Origin of the sequence: Synechococcus sp. CC9616 (assembly GCF_000515235.1) — a bacterium.
GTDB lineage: Bacteria > Cyanobacteriota > Cyanobacteriia > PCC-6307 > Cyanobiaceae > Parasynechococcus.
On sequence record NZ_KI911558.1, the window covers coordinates 1,375,835 to 1,398,294 of the forward strand.

Below are 22,460 nucleotides of genomic sequence, written 5' to 3' on the forward strand. Positions count from 1 at the left end.
ATCAGGGCCCTGCCTGAATCGCCGCTTCCACATCCGCCCTGGAGAGCCCGTAGGGCAAACAACACTGTCTTGGCTCTGCCTCCGGCTGCAGCCACGTCACGCGGAGATCCTCCTGTTCGAGAGTCAGTTCCGCAGACCATGTAGGGGTCTGCAGAGTCCAGCGACTCGGAGCATCAGGCGCAGGTTCAGCGCCGAGATCCCGAAGCCATTGCTCAAGGGCCATCAGCGAGTGTTGGTTCAGTGGTGTCCGATCCGTCGGCAGGGCTGGCATCGGGCGGCTGAAAGGGCATCACGCTCTGAGTCTGCCCAGTTGACAACCAGCCGGGGGAGACCTGCCAGGAACGACCCTGAACCGAAGCCACACCGAGGCCGAGCACCACACTGATCAGCAGCGCCAGCAGCAGCAACAGCAACGAGAACCACTCGCCACCGGAGAGGGGGCGACGTTCTCCGATGCCGCTCCAGCTATCTCCTGCGCGAACCGGTGGAGGCGGAACGGCCCTGGAGGCCGCTGCGCGAAGGCGCTGCTCGTCATAACGGCGGCGGCGCTCGGGATCCTGGAGCAGCTCGTAGGACTGACGCAGCATCTGAAATTCCGATGCAGCCTGATCAGGCGGGAGCGCCGTGGTGTCGGGATGCAAATCCTTGCTCCGCCGACGGAAGGCCTGGCGCAGGGCTTCGGCATCCGCCGTGCTGACGACTCCCAACCGCTCGTAATGGCAGCGGAAGTTCAACAACGGCAATCCAGACGGTGTTTCATCGTAGGAACAGTCGCTGCTGTGGCCGATGGAGGAATCCAGTGAACCCGCGCGCGATCTCTGGACAGCGCTGAGATGGGAGCCCTCGCCGGAACAGTTGCAGGATCTGATCAAGCTGCAGGAGCTGCTGCGGCACTGGAATCGTCAGTTGAACCTGACCCGATTGGTGGAGGGTGAGGACTACTGGATCAACCAGGTGTTCGACAGCCTCTGGCCTTTGACGGAGGAACTGAAATCGAGCACCTCATCACGGGAATGCATCGATGTGGGAACAGGCGGTGGATTCCCCGGGCTTGCCATGGCCATCGCCTTGCCCGGAACCCGGATGACGTTGGTCGATTCCGTTGGACGCAAGACCGCAGCAGTGCACGCGATGGCCTCAGCCTTGGGGCTCTCCAAGCGCACCAGAATCCGCACCGAGAGGATCGAAGCAACCGGCCGCGATCGAACCTGCCGCGGCCGCTTCGATCTGGCGGTGGCCCGGGCCGTGGCCTCAGCGCCGGTGGTGGCGGAATATTTGGTGCCACTGCTGCGAGACAGCGGCGAAGCGTTGTTGTATCGGGGCCAGTGGAGTGATGCCGATTCAACGGATCTGACCAAGGCGCTGAAACCGTTGAAGGCGACGATCCACGACGTACAGACACTGCAGCTGCCTGCCGGACGAGGCGTTCGACATGTGCTGCGGGTTCGCAGCGTCAGCCGCTGCCCGGACACGTATCCGAGGCCCATCGGTGTGCCAGGCAAAGTGCCCCTGGGAACCGCTCAATGACAGTCCGTCCAATCAGGCGGTGGTCAGCCGCTGCTGAGGATCACCGGCGAGCCGCCGCCTCAACCCTCTGAGAAGGTCTGGAATGCGATTTGACCAAGGGCTTTGCGACAACACCTGAAGCAGGTCGTCCTCCGAGACGGAGTCATCTAGCGCATCGGCATTGGCACCAGGGAACCAGTGGCTGCCCTGGCCGAGAAGTCGGTATCGCGATTGGGTGTAACTCTCCAGATCCCAGGCTTCCAGAAGATTGTGCAGCCAGAGCAGAACGGGCAGATTGATCTGTCCGGGAGTCTCACGCCAGCTGGGTAAGCCTCTGCGCCAGGACTCCAACCAGTCCTCGCCAAGCGCCTCGGCAGCCCTGGCGCATAAGCGTTGATGCACCGGTTCAATCAGCTGAGAGGCATCGGGGAGGCGCTCGAGGGCCTCGAGGTGAAGGTCGAGATCAGAGGGTCGCGCCGCGCCAACGCTGATGGTGTGGACGCGCGGATCACTGAGACAGAACAGATCGTTGAACACAATCGGATGCAAAGGAGAACAGAGATCCCGCAGACGCTCCGAGGGTGTGTGCAGATGGCCACCTTTATCTGTCGGGCTGATGATGAACACGCCGATATCCCGCTGGGATGCAGCATCGAGCGCTGCTGAATTGCGCTGGTCGATGTAATACCAGTGGAGATTGACATAGTCGAAGGCGTCGGACTGGATGGCTGTTGTGATGAGGTCGGTGGGGCCGTGAGTGGAGAAGCCCACGTGGCCGATTCGTCCCTCCTGCTGCCAGCGGCGCACAACCTCCAGGCAGCCACCTGGACGCAGGGTCTGGTCGAGGTGACGGGGCAGATTGATGCCATGAACGGCGAGCAGATCTAGTCGCTTACAGCCCAGGCGCTGAAATGTCAGCGCCAACATCTCTTCAAATTCATCAGGATTATCCCGAGGCGGAACCTTGCTTTGAAGGATGCGCTTTGGATCTGGCGCCTGAGGAATGGCCCAGCCCAGTTGGCGCTCTGAGCTGCCGTAATGACGGGCGGTTTCCACATGGTGGAACCCACAATCCACCGCGCGCTGCAAGGTGTCCTGCAGATTGAGCTGGGACCGATCGTTGATCTCGTTGGCAGGGAGATCACTCCAGCTCTGCTGGAAACGCATTCCTCCAAGCGAGAGAACCGGCATCGCCAGTTCGGTACGACCGAAGCGACGCGTTGGGATGGAAGGCGTCATCCCCGGGATCGTGGTTTCAACCGGCGATGCCCCGTCGGACGTGGCATGCCGAGGGGTAGAAAAGTCTGGGCAGCCAGTTCAGCTTGGAGCGACTCCAGCTCTTCGAATGGAACCCAGTGGATGCAATCCACCGGACAGGTATCAATTGCTTCCTGAATCCTTTCTGTGGTGTCGCCGTCCTGCCGAATCGCTCGAGAACGACCGTGGGAAGCCTCCACCACAAACGTGTTGCAAGCCACATGGGCGCAGTACCGACATCCGATGCAAACGGCCTCGTCGACCCAGACAGCCTGATCACGTAATTCTCCGCCCAGCAAAGGCTCTCTACCATTGGCAGAAGCTGGAAACTGGGCAGGGGCCGCAAACGCCTGGGCCGGATCAGTGGAATTCAGGCGTCCCAGCGGGTTACCACCAACTCAATGGCACCATCGACGGTCTGCTTTTGCTCCGCCACTTCGAACCCTTCAAGGGTTGTTGCAGCCAGAACCGTATTGAGGGCATACCGCTGGGTGAGCTGCGCCAAAAAGCGCTCAACGGGAACCTTCTGCTTCCAGAGATCGAGGTCGGTGACGAGCTCGTAGGCACCTCTGTGATCGTTCCAACGAAAACCGAGGTCACCACCAGATGGCATCGACACAGCGATTTCAGCCGTGATGGTCTGTCCCTGATAGCCACGAACAGGATGTTCACCCTGCTCCGGGGAGTATCCGAGATCGCAGAGAGCCTTCACGAGGGGCTCCAACTGTCGCAGTTCGGTTTTAACGGTGCTGAAGTGCGACATCAGGATAAAGAGGAGGTGGTGACGGTCTGGGCCTGCAACTCCTGCGTCACGAAGGCTTCAGCAGTGGGCTCTCGTCGTTGGACGCTGCCAAGAGCATTCTCTAAACGTTCAGTGAGCTGCTGACACGCTTCGCCGGCAACCCCTTCAACCGTCTCTTCCACACGACCATCAGGTTTGATCGTGAAGCGGATGGTTCTCTGGGGCATCCCTGCAAGGTGCTAAGGCGCGCATGCTAAGGGCGATTGCCCAGCTTCGTTGGTGGGGTTGTAACACCGAGATGACCCAAACCCATCAGGGGAAAAATCCATCCTCAATCAGGGTCTGAAGCCGGACCAGAACATCTGGATCCTCAAGCTGTTCCAATGCTGTACGGGCTTCATCACGCACCGAGGCCTCGCCGTCGTGCAGCAACGCTGAAACACAGGCTTCAACAATTTCCTGCTGACGCGGCTCAACCAACAACTCATGCAACCGTCCGAGTGCCCAGATGCAATTGCTGCGCACAACTGGCTCGCTGTCGATACGCAGGCTGATGAGCAACTGCCCTGCCGCTGGATCGGCCTTGACCGGCGAACGGCTTCCGGCTTCCGCCAAGGAGCCCGGACACCAGAGCCGGACGGCGGCAACGTCCGTCTGCAGTGCACGAATCAATGGATTCAGGATTGGTGCGTCCGGATAATTGCCAAGACTCCAGGCAGCTGCCTTGCGGACATAGGCATTGCTGTCGAGCTGAAGGACCTGCAGCAGAGGCTCGACCGCTGGAGGAGAGGGGTTTCTGCCGAGGGCATACACCGCACTCATCCGTTCAACCGGACAGGACATCTTCAGCAGAGGAAGCAGCTGAGGGACAGCTCGAGGGTCGCGATGCTCACAAAAGACGCGCAATCCCTGGAGCCGCTCCTCATGACCCAGCCCCAACGAAATCAATCCCTGGTCACAGGCCCGGGCAACCTCCAGTGAATTCCCAAGCTCATCACCTGGATCGAGCGAATCGAGTGGATCGAGGTTCTCCTCCGCAGCCAGTTCCTGAGCCAGCAGGTCGGGATCGATCGACAGCCTCGAAAGACTCTGATCACGCTGCTGGCCGGAACCGTCTGTCATGGAGAAGATCGTAGATCTGGCGCCCGCCGTCTCAGCCCAGCGGAGCGGGTTCCAGCATGTCTCCTGGCAACCAGATTCTGGCGCTTACAGCGAACAGAGCGACTGCAAAAAGAATCACGATCAGGGCCGGCAGGACGGTTGAACGGAAAAAAGCCAAGGATCTGGCGCTGCTGGCGGCATTCTGCTCAGGAAGCAGAGGTTGCCGACCGCGGACGAAGCGTCAGGGCACAGAGCACAAGCACAAGCAGGCATCCCCAGCCAAGCCACTGCTGATGGAGCAGGAAGGCACCGATCCCGAGCAATCCCCCGAACAGCACACCATTCGCCAGAAGAAACCGTCGAAGCAGCTCCGGCAGGGTGTCAACGGCGTCCACATCGAAACGTTCACGCCAGCGTTTCCAACCGGGACCTGGGGGCCGAACCTGACGCACGAAACGCTCAAGCACCTCATCTGATTCCGGAGGAGTTGTCAACATCACCGCCAGCCAGACGACAGCTGAACTCACGGTGATCACCGTCAGGCGAATCCCGAAATCTTCGATGCGCAGCAGCGGAATCACCGAGGTGAACAGACCGACAATGAAGCCGCAGAGCATGGCTGCCAGCTCGGCGGCCGCATTCACGCGCCACCAGAACCAGCGCAACACCAGGACAACGCCAGGGCCTGATCCAATCGCGATCACCAGCCGGAACACCGTTCCGATACTGTCGCTCACCAAAGCGGTGATCACCCCAAGCACCAGGAGCAGCACGGTGGTGAGCTGGCCGATCAGCAAGAGTTCAGCGGATTTGGCATTGGGGCGGAGAAAGCGTTGGTAGAGGTCATGGGTGAGGTAGCTGGCCCCCCAGTTCACCGAGGTGCTGACCGTGCTCATGAATGCGGCCACCAAGGAGACCACCACTAGACCAAGGGCAACAGGAGGCAAAAGCTCAACCGCAAGCGCCGGGTAGCTCAACTCCCAATCGCTTTGCGCGGGCAGCAGCACCAGGGCGGACAAGGCCACCACCACCCAGAGCCAGCTACGGATCAGGTAATTAACCACCAGAAAAACCCAACCGGCGAGGCGCGCCTGCTGCTCATCCCGGGTGGCCAGCATCCGTTGAATGAATTCTCCACCGCCGTCGCTGCGTCGAAAACTCCACCACTGAATCGCCAGATAAGCCGTAAACATCGGCACGCTGATGCCGGCACCTTCAAGCCAGTTCATCCCATTGCCGTCCCAGGTCCAGGGCACGATGCTGAGAAGTTCGGGGCGCCCGAGGTTCTCAAGTCGCTCGAGCAATTGACCCATGCCACCCGCCGCATGCAGGGCTGCGATCGCGACAGCAAGCGCACCGGCCAAAGCCAGAACCAATTGCAAAAGGTCATTGACGACCACAGCCCAGAGGCCACCGGCGACCGTGTAACTGACCACCAACAGGGCCACAACAGCCATCAGCCAGACCGTATCGCTGATCCCAAGGGCGGCTGGTTCTCCGGAGACGATGCCCAGCGCTTCAACCACCTTGCGCAGCGCCAGGAAGGCATACCCAATCCCAATGCAGTTCACCGGCAGGGCGAGCAGAAACGCCTTGACACCGCGCAACAAGGCCGCGACAGGCCCTCCGTAACGAAGCTCGGTGAAGGCCGCATCCGTGAGGACGCCACTGCGGCGCCACAAGGGTGCAAAAACGACCGCCATCGCCACATGGGCCAGGCCGAAACTCCACCATTCCCAGTTACCGGCGAGCCCCCTGGTCCCAACCAGGCCAGCGACGTAGAGAGGCGTATCGATCGAGAAGGTCGTGGCCGCCATCGAGGCGCCAGCCAGCCAGCCGCTGAGGCTGCGGCCAGCCACAAAGAAATCATCTTCTCCCCTGTTGCGACGCGCCAACCAAAGGCCCAGCACCAACGTCAGAACGAGGTAAAGAACCAAAAGGAACCAATCAATTAATGCCATTCACCTCAGAGACGTAATCCAAATCTGGAACAGTTCGATACAAACTTTCCAGAGTCTTTCACATCAACACAAAAAGCAGCTCAAAGACAAGAAAAACAGAACAAGGCTTGTCAATTCAAGACAACATTAACTGAAGGACTTTTAAACGTTATCGCAACTTGATTGCCACCAAATCCGTTCACTCGCGCACTCCACGAAATAGATAATTCCACCTATATCAACACAGCTTGTAAATAAAAATCAAAAGAAAAGGCTGAATACAACAGCCGCAATGGAACACAAGATGTCGAATATTCATATCTAGATTTCACTTCAAGATCATCGTCCACTACTTTTTCAATTCAAAAACACCACTTCAACCATCGCGACCTTTAAAGCGAAAGACTCACAACGAAGATGTTGGCGAGGTTCGCTGCCGTCGCAACTGCCCACAGGCGGCGTTCTGATCGAGACCACGGCTCGCGCGCAAGCTCACGGCCACTCCACGCCGCTCCAAGGCACGTTGGAAGGCATCAATGCGTCTGGGTTCAGGCCTTTTGAAGTCTTCCTCGTCGATCGGGTTGTAAGCGATCAGATTCACGTGACTCTGAAAGCCACCAACCCGGTCGGCTAACTCAACAGCATGTTCAGGAGCATCGTTCAAGCCACCCAGAAGGATGTACTCAAAACTGACGCGTCGTCCCGTGAGATTCAGATAGTGACGGCAGTCGTCGAGCAACGCGTCGAAGTGATAGGCCCGCGCTGTGGGTATCAGCTCTTCACGCAGCGCCTGGTTCGGAGCATGCAGACTCACCGCAAGGGTGAATTGGGCACGGCCGAGCCGTTGCATCGCCAGTTCAGCCAACTGAGGAAGCGTGTGGGGAACACCAACGGTGCTCACCGTGATTCTGCGCTGACCGATCCCGAGATCTGTGTTGAAGCAGCGGATGGCCTCGAGGACAGCCTCACTGTTGAGCAAAGGCTCTCCCATTCCCATGAAGACCACATGCGAAGGCCGGCGATCCATCGCTTCCCGCACACTGAGAACCTGATCGACGATCTCGTGGGTCTTGAGTGAACGCTGCAGACCTCCCTTGCCGGTCGCACAGAAACGACATGCCATCGGACAGCCCACCTGGCTGGACACACAGACCGTCAGGCGCTGATCCGTTGGGATTCCAACGGTTTCGATGGTCTCGCCGTCGTCAGTGGAGAGGAGGAGTTTGGTCGTGGCATCGGTGGCAACCGACCGATGCACTTCATTGAGGCGACCAACGACCACATCGGTGTCCTGAAGCTGCTGACGCCAGCGCTTCGGGAGCACCGTGATGTCATTCAGGGAGTGGGCGCCTTTGCTGTATAGCCAATCGTAAAGCTGCCGACCCCGAAAGGGTTGTTGTCCCTGAGCAACGGCCCAGTCCTCGAGCTCGGCTGCGCTGCGGCCGAGCAGAGGATCCGTCACCAGATCAACAGTCCATGGCCAAGCCTGAATTCCACCACCAGAAGAGCGATGAATCCCAGCATGGCCAAGCGGCCGTTGAGCTTTTCGGTATGGCCATGAAAGCCGTAGCGCGGCAAACGCCGCTGGGGGATTTCCTTGGGCTCAAGCATGGCACTCGTGTTGATGACGGCGAATGGGATGGTGATCACTCATCGGAAAGCAAACCTTCCTCCTGAAGCCCCTCCACGGCTTCGGCATCCACCACCTGCTCCTCGGCAAGCTCATTGTCGGCTTCAGGGCGGGTGAATGCGGCGAAGTTACTACTCGACGCCTCGATGTTGTGCCGCGTTCTTGTGGCTTCGAGGTCGGCATCGCTTGGGTCGTCCAGCACAGCGCTGGCGCTGGAAGCGGAAGGCATCTCCACCGTGTAATCGGGACGGAGGTTCTGCATCCGGCGGTAGCCGGTTGCCTCCTCAGCAAGGATGTCCGGATGGGGGCCGGCTTCCTTCTGGAGCTCTTCCTCAAAGCCGCTGAATCCGGTTCCTGCCGGAATCAAGCGACCGATGATCACGTTCTCCTTGAGGCCGCGCAGCCAGTCGCTCTTGCCTTCGATCGCCGCCTCGGTGAGCACGCGGGTGGTCTCCTGGAAGGAGGCAGCGGAGATGAAGCTGTCGGTGTTGAGCGAAGCCTTCGTGATGCCGAGGAGAACCGGTGTGAACTCAGCAGGTGCACCACCGGTGATCGACATCGCCTGGTTGGTGTCCTCCACCTGTCGAAGCTCAATCAACTCACCGGGGAGAAGTGTGGTGTCGCCGGCATCCTCAACCCGCACCTTGCTGGTCATCTGACGCACGATCACTTCGATGTGCTTGTCGTCAATCGACACGCCCTGGGATTTGTAGACGTTCTGCACCTCGGTGACCAGACGGTGCTGAAGGTTGGCGATCGCCTCCTGAGCCGCATCCATCAGGGGCTTGCGACTGCGCAGGTCTTCAAAGAAGCACTCCAGCAACTCATGGGGGTTGATTGGACCATCCGTCATCAGTTCGCCGGCGTGCACCTGCTGGCCATCACTGACCATGACGTTGCGTCCAAGCAGGATCGGATATTCACCGATGGCATCGTCTGACTCGATCACCGTGACGGTGAGCGACTCGTTTTCATCGTCCTGCTTGATCTCAACCGTTCCAGGCTTCTTGCAGAGAATCGCCGATTCGCGGGGGCGGCGAGCTTCGAGCAATTCCTCGATCCTTGGCAGACCCTGGACGATGTCGCCGGTTTTCTGACGTTCGAACACAAGCAGGGCTAAACCATCTCCCCTTTGCACCAGGTCCCCGTCACGCACATGCAGGACGGAATCGGGGGACACCATGTATGGACGTCCAAGGCGCATGGTGACGGACTTGCCATCGACCTGCTCCACCTCACCGCAACACCCGGAGGGTTCACCTTCGGCAAGCAGTTCGCCATCGACGATGCGTTGCCCCACGGTGACCACTGGAGCGCCTGACGTCTGGAGCGTGGTGGTGTCTTCAGGACGCTCCACGATGAGGCGTCGGACCGGTTCTCCTTCCGGAGGATCGGGCAGCTGAGCCACGCCCTCCTGCTTGCACAGAATCTGGGTGGTGGCGACCACATCACCGGCTTTCACGGAAATGCCGTCCTCAACCTGCAGCTCCGTGTGGGTGGAGCCATGACTGGAGTCGGACATGGTGTCCCGACGGACGAGGATCGACTCGAGGATGACGAGCCGCAGGCGGGAGATCGTCTTCGCTCTCCTGTCCGGAGCTTTTTCAACATCCACCGTCATCTGCGGTGTTGTGTCGAAGGTTTCGAGCAGGAGCTGCGTCTTCAGCAGTTCCACACCTTCAACAGACTTGATCAGCTCCCCGTCCTTAAAGGCGAGACGCTGGGTGGCCTTGATGCCGAGATGGGGGCCATTCGCCTGCTTCACATGGGACAGCTCAGGCAACTGGGCCTCATTGGGAATCGTGTATTCCTCGACAGGACGCAGCAGAAGGCCTGTTCCCTCAGGGGTTTCAACCGTCTGAATGAACTTCATGGTGTCGTTGCTCAACCCCTTGGCGATCTCCTCGCCGGGATTGACCATCTGGCCATCGCCCTGGAAACGCTCCAACGCTTTGCTGTCGCTGGAAAGATGGAAATCACCACCACGCACGATGATTTCGCGCAGGATGTCGTTCTTCTGGGTGACGGAGACGATGCCTGCGGTCTGGCTGAAGATGTCCTTCACCACCTCGGTACCGGCTTCGATCCACTGACCGTCCTCAATCATCAACAAGGAGATGTCCTTGTTGATCTCGTGGGTCTCCTGAGGAATCCAGAGCAGGGTGCCGCCTTTGCTGACCTCGTAGCCGTTCTTGGCTGAACGGGCTTTCTTGATGGCCAAACCGGGCGCGAACTTGACCAGGCCACCGGTGTTCGTGCGGAACCGATCGTCAGCCAGTTCAGCAATCACTTCCCCTGAACCAATCTTGCTGCCGGGGATGGTGTTGAGGCGGTAGCGGGTGCCGTCTTTGGCCTCCAGATTCCAGATCTCACCGGAGTGGGTGGATTCCTCAAGCAACTTGAAATCCTTGAGGGTCATCGCCGTGGTGACGATCTGCACCTCACGGGAATCACCGATGGAATCCCTAAGCCTTACTTCTCCACCGAACTCACTGCGCTGGCTGGCTTCAGCCAGCACCTGGCCCTCATGAACGGAGGTCTGTCCTTCAACAACAGGCTGAGCGTTGGGTGGCAGGTTGTAGACATCACCCGCCAGCACCCAAAGGCGTCCCAAGCGCTGGGCCTTGACGGTGATGTTGCCCTGACGGTCCGTGACTTCCCGGGGCTGGATCTTCTCCTCGTAACGCACCTGTCCAGCGAGGTCGCAGATCACGTCCTTGGTGGCCTTCTCCACGCTCTTCTTCACTGCGCCTGCAGCGATCTGAGCAACGGTGACATCGGACTCGATCTCCTGGCCATTGCTGACGAAGAGAAGCGAACCATTGCTCACTTCAATCTTCTGGGCGCGTCCTTTTCCGGAGGGTTTGATCGAGAGGGTGAAATCAACCTCTGCCTGCTGTGCCTCCACGCCGTGCGGTGTCCGGTAGGGACGAATCCTTGCTTTGGAGTTGAATTCGACGGTTCCTGCGATCGTCGAGCGAACAACACCCGTTTCCGCAGTCGACACGCCTCCGGTGTGGAAGGTGCGCATCGTGAGCTGGGTGCCGGGTTCACCGATGGACTGCGCCGCGATGATGCCCACCGCCTCACCAAGATCCACCAGCTCGTTGTGAGCAAGGGCCCAGCCATAGCACTTGCGACAAACCGAACGGTTGGCTTCGCAGGTCAGCGGAGATCGCACACTGACGCTGGTGACGCCAGCTTTTTCGAACCGGTCGGAGAGAGGAGGGTCGATCTCGGTATCCCGCTCCGCCAGCACGTCACCTTCGGAACCAAGCACCTGGGATGCCGTCAAACGACCAACCAGGCGGCTGCCGAACCTGCCGTCCTCGGCTTCAACATTGATATGGCGCATGGTGCCGCAGTCGTCCTCGCGGACGATCACGTCCTGAGCCACGTCCACCAGTCGCCTGGTCAGGTAGCCGGAGTCAGCGGTGCGCAGTGCAGTGTCCACCAGACCCTTACGGGCGCCGTAGGAGGAAATGACGTACTCAGTGACCGTGAGACCCTCACGGAAATTGGTACGGATCGGAAGGTCGATGATCTCGCCCTGCGGGTTGGCCATCAGGCCGCGCATACCAACCAGCTGGCGCACCTGCGACATATTTCCGCGGGCACCGGAGTTGGCCATCATCCAGACCGAGTTCAGCGGCGCGTTCTGGTTGAAGTTCTTCTTGACCGCATCCACCAGTCGCTCGTTGGTCTCCGTCCAGGTGTCGATCACCTTGGTGTGCCTCTCCACCTCCGTGATTTCACCGAGCCTGTAACGCTCCTCTGTAGCCGTGATCTGTTCCTCCGCTTCTCCCAGAAGCGCCTTCTTGGCCTCAGGGACCTGAAGATCATTCACCGAAATCGAGACAGCGGCTTGGGTGGCGTAACGGAAGCCGAGATCCTTGAGCTTGTCGGCCATCGACGCGGTCACGGCTGTGCCGTGGTTTTTGTAAGCCCAGGCCACCAGCTGCTTCAGCCCCTTTTTGTCAACAACGCGATTGCGGAACGGCGGGGGCGTCTGAGCCAACTGGCGGGACGCTTTCTCAGCCGCAGCAGCAGCTGCGGCCTTCTTGGCCTTTGAGGATTTACGGGATTTGGAGGTGGAGGTCATGGCTGCGCGCGGTCGGAGTGGAGGTAAGGAATCAGGCGGATCAGGCGGCGGCCACCGCTTCGATGATGGTGTGATTCATCACCACACGGCCAACGGTGGTGAGCAGATAACGGCTGATCAGGGCACCGTCTTCGTCGAATCGATCACGACGCAGGGTCCACTGCTCAGTCCGTGTTCCATCCCCGAGGTCTTCCGTCTTGAGGGGCTGATCGAGCTCGTCGTCATCCTCGACGTCTCCGTTGAAGCGAACCCAGACCCAGGCATGCAGATCGATTCGCTGGTCATCAAAGGCGTGGATCACATCGTCCAGGCTGGCGAAGGTGCGACTGCGGTCTCCAAATTCCGGTTTGTCTAACTGCGGCTTGATGGCGGTCAGGTAGTAAGAGCCCAGAACCATGTCCTGGGAGGGCGTCACGATGGGCTGGCCCGTGGCCGGCGACAGGATGTTGTTGCTTGCAAGCATCAGCATTCGAGCCTCGGTCTGAGCCTCGATCGCCAGGGGAACGTGGACGGCCATCTGGTCCCCGTCGAAGTCAGCGTTGAAGGCTGGACAGACCAGGGGATGCAGCTGAATGGCCCGTCCATCCACCAGCTTCGGCTCGAAGGCCTGAATGCCGAGACGGTGAAGGGTCGGAGCGCGGTTGAGCATGATCGGGTGACCATCAATCACCTCCTGCAGCACCTGCATCACCTCATCGTCGGCACGCTGGATCAGCTTTTTCGCCGCCTTGATGTTGTTGACGATGTTTTGACGGATCAGGCGATGGATCACAAAGGGCTGGAACAGCTCGATCGCCATTTCCTTGGGCAGACCGCACTGGTGCATCTTCAGCTTGGGACCCACAACGATCACGGAGCGACCGGAGTAGTCGACCCTCTTACCGAGAAGGTTCTGGCGGAAACGGCCCTGTTTTCCTTCGATGATGTCGCTCAATGACTTGAGCGGCCGGTTGTTGGCACCAACCACGGTGCGGCCACGGCGACCGTTATCGATGAGGGCATCGACAGCCTCCTGGAGCATCCGCTTCTCATTGCGGACGATGATCTCGGGGGCCAGGATCTCCTGAAGCCGCGCCAGGCGGTTGTTGCGGTTGATCACCCGGCGATACAGGTCGTTCAGATCACTGGTGGCAAAGCGGCCCCCATCGAGCTGAACCATCGGACGGAGGTCAGGGGGGATCACCGGGATCACATCCAGCACCATCCACTCAGGACGGGCATCGGTCGCGATGAAGTTGTCGATCACTCGCAGGCGCTTGATCAGCTTCGCCCGCTTCTGACCTTTGCTGCCGTTGATCTCTTCGCGGAGTTGCTCGGCAACTTCATTCAGGGTGAGGTCCTCGAGCAGCTGCTTGAGAGCCTCGGCACCGATGCCCACCACAGGCTCGTTCTCGATCTCCGACTCCTCGGCGTAGATCTCGTCCTCAATTTCCAGCCATTCGTCCTCAGTCAGCAACTGCTTGTACTTGAGGTCTTTGTGGTCGCCGGGATCGAGCACCACATAGCAGTTGAAGTAAACGATCTGCTCAACATCCCGCAGCGGCATATCCAACAGGATCGCCACATAGCTCGGAATCCCTTTCAGGTACCAGACATGGGAGACCGGAGCCGCCAGCTTGATGAAGCCCATGCGGTGACGGCGAACGCGGCTCTCGGTGACCTCAACGCCGCAACGCTCGCAGACGATGCCACGGTGACGCACTCGCTTGTATTTGCCGCAGTGGCACTCCCAGTCCTTGGAGGGACCAAAAATCTTCTCGCAGAACAGCCCGTCCATTTCGGGCTTGAGGGTGCGGTAGTTGATGGTCTCCGGTTTGGTGACCTCACCCACAACCTGGCCGTTGGGCAGGGTGCGCTGACCCCACTCCATCACCCGCTCCGGTGAAGCGAGGGTGATCTTGACGTAGTCGAAGTGGTTTTCGGTGCGGAGGTTGCTGTTGGTCATGGACGGATAAGGAAAGAAGGGCTGTCAATCAGTGCGAACGCAAGTGGTGCGTTTGGTCCGTCAGTCCTCGTCGTAATCCGCAACGCCGAGGGATTCGTAGGTGGGGCGGCTGGGGGTGCTGCGACGTGGGTTCACGTCCTGCATCAGATCCACCTCCTTGCCTTCATCGGTGTAGACCGCGATGTCCAGTCCCAGGGACTGCAATTCGCGCATCAGCACCTTGAAAGATTCCGGCGTGCCAGGGCGGGGGATTGGTTTGCCTTTGACGATGGCGTTGAGTGCCTCGTTGCGGCCCTGCATGTCGTCGGACTTGACCGTGAGCAGTTCCTGCAGGGTGTAGGCCGCGCCGTAGGCCTCCAGAGCCCACACCTCCATTTCTCCAAGACGCTGACCACCTTGCTGGGCCTTGCCGCCCAGCGGCTGCTGCGTCACCAGGGAGTAAGGGCCGGTGGAGCGTGCATGGATCTTGTCGTCAACAAGGTGCACAAGCTTGAGGAAATGGGCGTAGCCCACTGCAACAGGCTGATCGAAGGGCTGGCCCGTGCGGCCGTCATGCAGAACGAGCTTGCCCGGATCATCCGAGTTGTAAACCCAGTCCTTGCCAGGCTGCTTGGCAGCTTCCTTGAGGAACGCCTCACAAGTTTTCTGCGACATCTCGGCGCCGTACATCTCGTCAAAGGGCACGATCCGAACCCGGGAATCCAGGTTGGAGGCAGCCCATCCCATCAGCAGCTCAAAGACCTGACCCACGTTCATGCGGCTCGGCACGCCAAGGGGGTTGAGGCAGATATCAACCGGAGTGCCATCAGGCAGGTAAGGCATGTCCTCCCGGGGAAGGATGCGGCTGATGATGCCCTTGTTGCCATGGCGGCCGGCCATTTTGTCGCCGACCTGGATCTTGCGGCGCTGGGCGACATAAACCCGAACCACCATGTTGGCGCCAGGGGGCAACTCGTCACCCTGCTCACGGGTGTAAATCCGCACATCCACCACACGGCCTCGCTCGGTGCCGGGCACCCTCAGTGAGTTGTCGCGAACGTCGCGGGCCTTCTCGCCGAAGATCGCACGGAGCAACTTTTCCTCAGGGGGCTGATCGGATTCGCCCTTCGGCGTCACCTTGCCTACAAGAATGTCGCCACTCTCCACGAAGGCACCGACGCGGATGATGCCCATCTCGTCGAGGTTGCCAAGGCTCTCCTCAGCGACGTTGGGGATTTCACGCGTGATTTCCTCCGGCCCAAGCTTGGTTTGACGCGCTTCGATCTCGTATTTCTCGATGTGCACCGAGGTGTAGAGGTCGTCTGTGACCAGACGCTCGCTCACCAGCAGGGCATCCTCGAAGTTGTATCCCTCCCAGGGCATGTAGGCGATCAGAACGTTCTGACCGAGAGCGATCTCACCCCCCTCACAGGCGGAACCATCCGCCAGGACCTGCCCGACGATGACCGGATCACCGCAACGCACGATCGGGCGGTGATTCAGACAGGTGTCCTGGTTGGAGCGCTGATATTTCTGCAGAAAATGGGTGTGGTCGTTTCCGTCCTCGTCGTTAACGACGATGGCCGTGGCATCCACAAACGTGACCGTGCCATTCACACGGGAGATCGGCACCATGCCGGAGTCGCGAGCAACCTGAGTCTCCAGACCTGTCCCCACCAGGGCCCGTTCCGGTCGCAGCAGAGGCACGGCTTGCCGCTGCATGTTTGAACCCATCAGAGCGCGGTTGGCATCGTCGTGCTCCAGGAAGGGGATCAGTGAGGCGGCCACTGAAATCACCTGCACCGGAGACAGGGCGACGTAGTCGACCTGCTCTGGGGGCACCTTTTCAAAATCCTGCCTGTAACGGACTGGAATCAGATCGGCCTTGATCCGGCCGTCGTCATCCGTCGCCACATCACCAGGAGCAACCCGCACCTCGTCCTCACGATCGGCGGAGAGGTAAATGGGATCACCCTGCCGCTGAACAACGCCGCCCTCGACTTTCCAGAAGGGGGTCTCGATAAAGCCGTACTCATTCACCCTCGCGTGTGTCGCGAGCGAATTGATCAGACCGGCATTGGGGCCTTCAGGCGTTTCAATCGGGCAAAGACGTCCGTAATGGGACGGATGAATATCGCGGACAGCAAAACCGGCTCGTTCCCGGGTGAGACCCCCTGGTCCCAGAGCTGAGATTCGGCGTTTGTGGGTGAGCTCAGCCAGGGGGTTGGTCTGATCCATGAACTGGCTCAGCTGACTGGAGCCAAAGAACTCCTTGATCGCCGCCACCAGGGGCTTGGGGTTGACCAGCTGTGCAGGGGTGAGTGAATCGGTCTCACCAACGGTCATCCGCTCCTTGATGATTCGCTCAAGACGGTTCAGACCAACGCGAACCTGGTTCTGAAGCAATTCACCCACCGAACGCACACGACGGTTACCGAGGTGGTCGATGTCATCAAGACTGGCGCCGCCGACATCAAGCTCCAGATTGATCAGGTAATCAAGGGTGGACAGCACATCCTCATGGGTGAGGGTGCGCACCGTGTCGGGAATCGTGAGACGTAATTTCTTGTTGATCTTGTAGCGACCAACCCGGCCAAGGTCATACCGCTTGGGATCAAAGAAACGGGTTTGCAGCAGCTGTTGGCCGCCGCTGACCGAGGGGGGCTCACCCGGCCTGAGCTTCTTGTAAAGCTCCAGCAATGCCTGGTCTTCAGAGCTGATGCCTTCGTCGTTGGCAGCATCAATCGACTTTTTGTAGAACTCCGGGTGGCGCAGCTTGTCGACCACGTCGTTATCCGACAGGCCCATGGCCCGCATCAACACGTGGGCATTGATCTTGCGGGTCTTGTCGACGCGAACGTGGAGCAGTGAGTTTTTATCAGTCTCAAACTTCAACCAGGCGCCTCGGTTCGGGATGACGCTGGCGTTGTATGTGCGACGTCCGTTCTTATCCTGTTCGTCCTTGAAGTAAACGCCTGGGCTGCGAACGATCTGATTAACAATCACGCGCTCAGCACCGTTGATAATGAAGGTGCCGCGCTCAGTCATCAGCGGGAGTTCGCCGATGAAGACCTCCTGCTCCTTGATCTCGCCAGTCTCTTTGTTGACGAGACGGCAGGTCACATACATCTGAGATGCAAACGTGGCATCGCGACGCTTGGCCTCTTCCACGTCATGGCGAGGACGCTTCAGTCGGTACTCGCTACCGATGAAATGCAGCTCTAATTTGCCGGTGTAATCGGTGATCGGAGAGAAGCTCTCAAGCTCCTCGATCAAACCCTTATCCAGAAACCACTTAAAACTGGCCCGCTGCACCTCCACCAGATCTGGGAGGTAGGTGGCGGTCTTGGCGACCTGAATCGCGCTGCTGCTCATGCGGGGACCCGACTGAGAGGACGAAGGGACGAAGGCCTGATCAGATGAAATCAGTTCACCGACAAAGATCGAAAACCATCACAAGCACTGCAAACCACCCCCTCAAAGAGCGGTCGCAGGGTGATGGAGTTCAGAGATCGCGGGTCAGATCAGCTGACAACAACAAGTGCACCGGAAGGGAATGGACTCTTCGGGGCCCATGAGATTGGAGATTCCAATCCATGGCCAGGCCAATACAACATCTTACACCTCAAGGGTGCATTGGCTAGGCCGGGTTACCGATTACGGAAGTTGGAACAGGCGCCGAGCATTGGCGGTGCTGCTGGCGGCCACGCAAGCGAGATCAACACCGCGAAGCTCAGCCACTCGAGCGGCCACGGATGCCACAAACGCCGGCTCATTACGCTTTCCACGACGTGGAACGGGGGCGAGAAATGGGCAATCGGTTTCCACGAGGAAGCGATCTTCGGGGACACGGCGGGCACACTCGTGGGTTGGAACTGCCTTGGGGAAGGTGACCGTGCCGCTGAAGCTGATGTGAAAACCGAGCTCGAGGAATCCATCCATTTCTTCAGGGGTTCCGCCCCAGCAATGCATCACGCCGGCTGGACAACGCCCTTGTGAACGGCGTGAACGCAGCTCGGCCAACATCGGTTCGGCCGCATCACGGCAATGAATGATCACCGGCAGATCAAGTTCAACAGCCAGATCCAACTGCGGGCGCAGAACCTGGAGCTGTTCCTCCAGATTGTTTTGCCGAAATAAATCGAGTCCCAGTTCACCGATGGCGACCACGCGTTCATCGTCCAGGGCCGAGCGCCTTAGCAATGCCTGCGTATCCGCCTGCCAGTGCTCTGTGTCCAGCGGGTGAACCCCGACGGAGTAGCGCAGCTCTGGAAATCGATCAGCCAGAGCTCTGATCGCCGGAATCTCGGACGGCTCTACACAGGCATGAAGCAGAGCAGTCACGCCCGCTTCGCGCCAGCGCGCTGCAACATCATCGAGATCGTCATCGAAGCTGCGGAACACGATGTGACAGTGACTGTCAATCAGCGTGGGTGTGGACGTCACGGGGAGCTGAATCGCGCCTTCGCTCCCCATTGTGCCGAGTGCAACTCAACGACTGGGTTCCAGGACCTTACGGACGGCCGCCGAAAGCCTGGACTTCTGGTTGGCACCGTTGTTGCGATGCAGAACGCCCACTTTCACGGCCTTGTCGATTTTGCTGAAGGCCGCACTCATCGAGCTCTGAAGAGACTCCTTGGCGGCGTCTCCAGGCTTCTCGGTGTAGGCGTCACAAGCGAGGAAGCAACGCTTCATCAAGGTGCGAAGGGAGGACTTATAGGTGCGGTTGCGCACTCGATTGCGCTCAGCAACCTCAATCCGCTTCTTCGCTGCTTTGTTATTGGCCACTGAGGCGAAAACGATGCGAACAATCAACCACCATACCGACAAGCCTGCCAACCCTCTGAGCTTGGATTTAGCTTGAGCAACTGTTTTCTTCTTTCACTTGCCTGTAAGCAGCGCGGTTCATGAGGTGGATGGCCCGGCACCCTTCCCGCTGCGCTTGGTGCGGGATCTCGAGACTGCAGCGAAGGAGTTACGGCGTCTGACGTCGCGGACCACCAGCGATCAACAGGGCGATGCTCGCGAACGGGTCGATCAGATCCTGGAGGATGTCTGCCGCCGAGGCGACGCCGCGGTTCAGGAGTTCACCGAACGCTTCGATGGCTTTCGGCCTGAGCCGATTGCGGTTCCCACCGGTTGTCTTGAGCAGGCATGGCGAGAGCTTCCACCGGATCTGCGTGATGCTCTCGAGCTGGCCTGCCGCCGAATTCAGGAATTTCATCAGCGACAACGCCCCACGGATATCTCCATGCAGGGTCCTCATGGGGAGCAGCTCGGACGGCGCTGGAGACCGGTTCAACGGGCTGGGCTCTATGTCCCTGGAGGACGGGCCGCCTATCCCAGCACCGTGCTGATGAATGCCGTTCCAGCCCGAGTGGCGGGCGTGGAGGAGATTGTGATCTGTTCACCGGCGGGGTCGGACGGATGCGTGAGCCCCGTTGTGCTCGGTGCCGCTCACCTCGCCGGCGTCAGCCGGGTGATGCGCATCGGTGGAGCCCAGGCGATCGCCGCGATGGCCTTCGGCACGGACAGCGTTCCGAAAGTGGACGTGATCAGCGGCCCAGGCAATCTCTACGTAACACTTGCGAAACAAGCCGTTTATGGACGGGTCGGCATCGATTCACTGGCGGGCCCGAGCGAAGTTCTTGTCATCGCCGATCAAAGCGCCAATCCGGCGATGGTTGCTGCTGATCTGCTGGCCCAGGCAGAACATGACCCCCTTGCCGCTGCTGTTCTGATCACCACAGACGCCGGACTGGCTGAAAGCATCGGAGCCGCAGTGAGCCAACAGCTCCTGGATCACCCAAGACGGGAAATCTGCGAAGCATCACTGCGCGACTGGGGATTGGTGATCCTTTGTGAAGACCTGGAGACCTGTGCCCAACTGAGCGACAGCTTCGCTCCTGAACATCTCGAGCTGCTTGTGGAACGTCCCGAGCCGTTGGCGGAACGGATCCGCAACGCCGGCGCCATTTTCCTGGGCCCATGGTCACCCGAAGCCGTAGGGGACTATCTCGCCGGACCAAACCACACCTTGCCGACCTGCGGTGCAGCTCGCTTCAGCGGAGCGCTGAGTGTGGAAACCTTCATGCGCCACAGCTCGATGATCGGATTCAATCGCGCAGCGCTTGAGGCGACCGGTTCAGCCGTTCAACAACTGGCTGGCAGCGAAGGACTGCACAGCCATGCCGAATCGGTGCGGCTAAGGCTCAACTAACGCTTTTCAAGGCTGCGCACACCCGCAACGTCTCCGCTGATTTCGCCGACAAGCACCTCATCCGCAAGGTTGACGAACAAACCGTTCTCCAGGACACCGGGAATGTTGTTGATCGCCAGCTCGAGAGCAACGGGGTCAGCAATCCCTCCTTCAAACTTGGCGTCCAGCACCAGGTTTCCCTGATCCGTGACGATCGGTCCTGCCTTGCGCTGGGCCATCCGCAGCTCCGCATTTCCGCCCATGGAGGTGAGCTGTTGCTGAACCTGACGCCAGGCCCCAGGCAAGACCTCAACCGGCAACAGGAAGCTGAGGTTGAGGCGATCAACCAGCTTGGTGGAATCAACCACCACCACAAAACGCTCAGCCCTGGCGGCGACCAGTTTCTCCTGAACGTGGCAGGCCCCACCCCCTTTGATCAGCTGAAACCCCGGGTCCACCTCATCGGCTCCATCGATCGCCAGATCAATGTGTTCCACCGCATTGAGGCTGAGCAGGGGGATGTTGAGTTCGGCAGCCAGGACCTCCCCCTGAAACGAGGTCGTCACACCGACGATATTTTTGAGTTCTCCGCTGGCGAGCTTCGAACCCAGAGCCTTGATCATCAAGGCAGCTGTCGAACCTGATCCCAGACCAAGAACCATGCCGTCCTTGATTTGTTCGACGGCGGCATCTGCGACCGCCTGCTTCATCTGAGTCTGGAGATCAGCCAACGCGCCAAAAGAAACTGGCGGGAACGTAGCAAGGTGTTCAGCTCATCCCCGCAAGCGCAGCCGGTTTCACCGACAGGGTCAGTTCACGCCCCTGCCGCAGAACATGCAGAGGCAGAGGTTCTCCAAGGCGAGCTGAATCGACCACTTCGAGCAGGACCTGGGGATCCGGCACTTTGGTGTCCGCAACCGCGACAACCAGATCGCCACGCCGCAAGCCAGCCTTTTCAGCAGGGCCATCAGGCAAAACGCTCTGCACCAGTGCTCCTGAGCGCTCCGGCAACTGAACCAGCGAATTTGGGTCCTTGTTGTGTTCGCGTGCGATGCGGGCCGTCAAAGGGACCAGTTGAAGGCCGATGTAAGGGTGCACCACCTCACCCTGATCGAGCAGTTGATCCACGACCCGCCTGGCGAGGTTGATTGGAATTGCAAAACCAAGGCCAGCCCCTGGGCCAGAGCGCACCAACGTATTGATTCCGATCACATTGCCTGCGGCATCAACCAGAGGGCCACCGGAATTTCCAGGATTGATCGCGGCGTCGGTCTGGATCAGATCCAACCGCTTATCGGAGAAGCCCAAGCTGTTGATATTGCGGTGAAGGCTGCTGACGATGCCGAGCGTCACCGTTCGCTCAAGGCCATAGGGCGTGCCCAGGGCTATCGCCCAGTCGCCCACCTCGAGCGCTTCGGAATCCCCCAGTGGAGCTGAGGGGGGGGCTGAACGCCCCTCCAGGCGCACAAGGGCAAGATCCGTGACTGAATCGGTGCCAATCACCTGTCCATCACGCTGTTCTCCATCCGCCAGGGTGAGCGTCACGGCATCGACACGTTCCACCACATGGGCGTTGGTGAGCACCAAACCCTTGTTGTCAATCAGCACCCCCGATCCCTGGCCCCGTTCTCGTTCGGGGCCTTGAGGGGGATCGCCAAGGAGATCCCGTAACAGGGGGTCGATCAGTGTTGGGTCAAAGGGTTGACGCTCGACCGGCCGCTCCGTGTCGATCCGGACCACGGAGGGAGCCACCCGCTGCACAACATCAGCAACAAAACTGTGCTCGAGCGCCATCGCCGGTTGAATGCCGAGCAGGAGCATCAACCCGATCAAAAGTGAATGAAGCCATCGATCAACCATCAACTTCATGCCAACTCTCGATCAGTTGTAGGGGAATCTCACAAGGATTCGGGTTCAGCTTTCTTGAGTGATGCGATCGAGCGTCCATACGACTGTCGTCAGCCTGACCTCCATTAGATCGGCATTTGGGAGCATTCTGCAGCGACTCACGCGTCTGGTGAAGACTCCATGAGCACGGTGGCGCCGGTTGGGTCTTTGG

General features: G+C 59.5%; 20 protein-coding genes. 2 read left to right on the plus strand and 18 right to left on the minus strand.

What is annotated here, in order from left to right; translation table 11 throughout:
• Nucleotide 1: 1 nt before the first annotated feature.
• Both SYN9616_RS0108145 and SYN9616_RS15540 read right to left on the minus strand, forming a co-directional pair.
• The gene (locus SYN9616_RS0108145) at nucleotides 2-223 is read right to left on the minus strand and encodes a DUF3143 domain-containing protein (RefSeq protein ID WP_232200191.1); all 222 of its coding nucleotides are present in this window, start codon (nucleotides 221-223) and stop codon (nucleotides 2-4) included.
• Nucleotides 213-734 carry a J domain-containing protein gene (locus tag SYN9616_RS15540; protein ID WP_232200198.1) on the minus strand — a complete coding sequence of 174 codons (522 nt, stop codon included), beginning with the start codon at nucleotides 732-734 and terminating at the stop codon, nucleotides 213-215. The genes SYN9616_RS0108145 and SYN9616_RS15540 overlap by 11 nt, the downstream gene beginning before the upstream one ends.
• A 52-nt stretch (nucleotides 735-786) precedes the next feature.
• Between SYN9616_RS15540 and rsmG the strand changes: the two genes are divergently transcribed.
• Nucleotides 787-1,527, plus strand: a complete 741-nt coding sequence (gene rsmG, locus SYN9616_RS0108155) for a 16S rRNA (guanine(527)-N(7))-methyltransferase RsmG (protein WP_028952643.1) — start codon at nucleotides 787-789, stop codon at nucleotides 1,525-1,527.
• A gap of 12 nt (nucleotides 1,528-1,539) precedes the next feature.
• Here rsmG and SYN9616_RS0108160 read toward each other — a convergent pair whose 3' ends face one another.
• From SYN9616_RS0108160 to rpsT, 14 genes are all read right to left on the minus strand, one after another.
• The gene (locus SYN9616_RS0108160; protein ID WP_028952644.1) at nucleotides 1,540-2,745 is read right to left on the minus strand and encodes an aldo/keto reductase; all 1,206 of its coding nucleotides are present in this window, start codon (nucleotides 2,743-2,745) and stop codon (nucleotides 1,540-1,542) included.
• On the minus strand, nucleotides 2,742-3,137 hold the full coding sequence (locus SYN9616_RS0108165) for a ferredoxin (protein WP_028952645.1): 396 nt from the start codon (nucleotides 3,135-3,137) through the stop codon (nucleotides 2,742-2,744). Before SYN9616_RS0108165 ends, SYN9616_RS0108160 begins: the two co-directional genes overlap by 4 nt.
• Nucleotides 3,134-3,526, minus strand: a complete 393-nt coding sequence (locus SYN9616_RS0108170; protein WP_028952646.1) for a DUF1257 domain-containing protein — start codon at nucleotides 3,524-3,526, stop codon at nucleotides 3,134-3,136. The genes SYN9616_RS0108165 and SYN9616_RS0108170 overlap by 4 nt, the downstream gene beginning before the upstream one ends.
• A complete protein-coding gene (locus SYN9616_RS0108175; RefSeq protein ID WP_028952647.1) occupies nucleotides 3,526-3,732 on the minus strand; it encodes a DUF2997 domain-containing protein in 207 nt (68 codons plus the stop codon). Before SYN9616_RS0108175 ends, SYN9616_RS0108170 begins: the two co-directional genes overlap by 1 nt.
• Before the next feature lie 85 nt (nucleotides 3,733-3,817).
• Nucleotides 3,818-4,627: a HEAT repeat domain-containing protein gene (locus SYN9616_RS0108180; protein WP_028952648.1), complete on the minus strand. Its 810-nt coding sequence runs from the start codon at nucleotides 4,625-4,627 to the stop codon at nucleotides 3,818-3,820.
• A gap of 31 nt (nucleotides 4,628-4,658) precedes the next feature.
• Nucleotides 4,659-4,784 (minus strand): hypothetical protein, encoded by a 126-nt coding sequence (locus tag SYN9616_RS18110; RefSeq protein WP_255326793.1) that lies wholly within the window; start codon nucleotides 4,782-4,784, stop codon nucleotides 4,659-4,661.
• 28 nt (nucleotides 4,785-4,812) lie between these two features.
• On the minus strand, nucleotides 4,813-6,567 hold the full coding sequence (locus SYN9616_RS0108190; RefSeq protein WP_028952649.1) for a sodium:solute symporter family protein: 1,755 nt from the start codon (nucleotides 6,565-6,567) through the stop codon (nucleotides 4,813-4,815).
• A 385-nt stretch (nucleotides 6,568-6,952) separates the two neighbouring features.
• The gene (gene rlmN, locus SYN9616_RS0108195) at nucleotides 6,953-8,008 is read right to left on the minus strand and encodes a 23S rRNA (adenine(2503)-C(2))-methyltransferase RlmN (RefSeq protein ID WP_028952650.1); all 1,056 of its coding nucleotides are present in this window, start codon (nucleotides 8,006-8,008) and stop codon (nucleotides 6,953-6,955) included.
• Complete coding sequence (locus SYN9616_RS0108200; protein WP_028952651.1) at nucleotides 8,005-8,157, minus strand: high light inducible protein; 153 nt, start codon at nucleotides 8,155-8,157, stop codon at nucleotides 8,005-8,007. Before SYN9616_RS0108200 ends, rlmN begins: the two co-directional genes overlap by 4 nt.
• Nucleotides 8,158-8,192: 35 nt before the next feature.
• The gene (locus tag SYN9616_RS0108205) at nucleotides 8,193-12,278 is read right to left on the minus strand and encodes a DNA-directed RNA polymerase subunit beta' (protein WP_028952652.1); all 4,086 of its coding nucleotides are present in this window, start codon (nucleotides 12,276-12,278) and stop codon (nucleotides 8,193-8,195) included.
• Nucleotides 12,279-12,318: 40 nt separating this feature from the next.
• Entirely contained in the window at nucleotides 12,319-14,223 is a 1,905-nt protein-coding gene (locus SYN9616_RS0108210; RefSeq protein ID WP_028952653.1) for a DNA-directed RNA polymerase subunit gamma, read from the minus strand.
• A 60-nt stretch (nucleotides 14,224-14,283) separates the two neighbouring features.
• Nucleotides 14,284-17,577 carry a DNA-directed RNA polymerase subunit beta gene (gene rpoB / locus SYN9616_RS0108215; protein ID WP_028952654.1) on the minus strand — a complete coding sequence of 1,098 codons (3,294 nt, stop codon included), beginning with the start codon at nucleotides 17,575-17,577 and terminating at the stop codon, nucleotides 14,284-14,286.
• Between the two features lie 282 nt (nucleotides 17,578-17,859).
• Nucleotides 17,860-18,648, minus strand: coding sequence for a TatD family hydrolase (locus SYN9616_RS0108220; RefSeq protein WP_028952655.1), 789 nt, complete (start codon nucleotides 18,646-18,648; stop codon nucleotides 17,860-17,862).
• A 45-nt stretch (nucleotides 18,649-18,693) separates the two neighbouring features.
• On the minus strand, nucleotides 18,694-18,990 hold the full coding sequence (rpsT, locus tag SYN9616_RS0108225; RefSeq protein ID WP_028952656.1) for a 30S ribosomal protein S20: 297 nt from the start codon (nucleotides 18,988-18,990) through the stop codon (nucleotides 18,694-18,696).
• 97 nt (nucleotides 18,991-19,087) lie between these two features.
• Between rpsT and hisD the strand changes: the two genes are divergently transcribed.
• Nucleotides 19,088-20,422, plus strand: coding sequence for a histidinol dehydrogenase (gene hisD, locus SYN9616_RS0108230; protein WP_051410993.1), 1,335 nt, complete (start codon nucleotides 19,088-19,090; stop codon nucleotides 20,420-20,422).
• Here the strand turns inward: hisD and rpiA are convergent.
• Nucleotides 20,419-21,132, minus strand: a complete 714-nt coding sequence (gene rpiA, locus SYN9616_RS0108235; protein ID WP_028952658.1) for a ribose-5-phosphate isomerase RpiA — start codon at nucleotides 21,130-21,132, stop codon at nucleotides 20,419-20,421. The genes hisD and rpiA overlap by 4 nt on opposite strands.
• 37 nt (nucleotides 21,133-21,169) lie before the next feature.
• Nucleotides 21,170-22,222 (minus strand): trypsin-like peptidase domain-containing protein, encoded by a 1,053-nt coding sequence (locus SYN9616_RS0108240; protein WP_232200689.1) that lies wholly within the window; start codon nucleotides 22,220-22,222, stop codon nucleotides 21,170-21,172.
• Nucleotides 22,223-22,460: the final 238 nt, after the last annotated feature.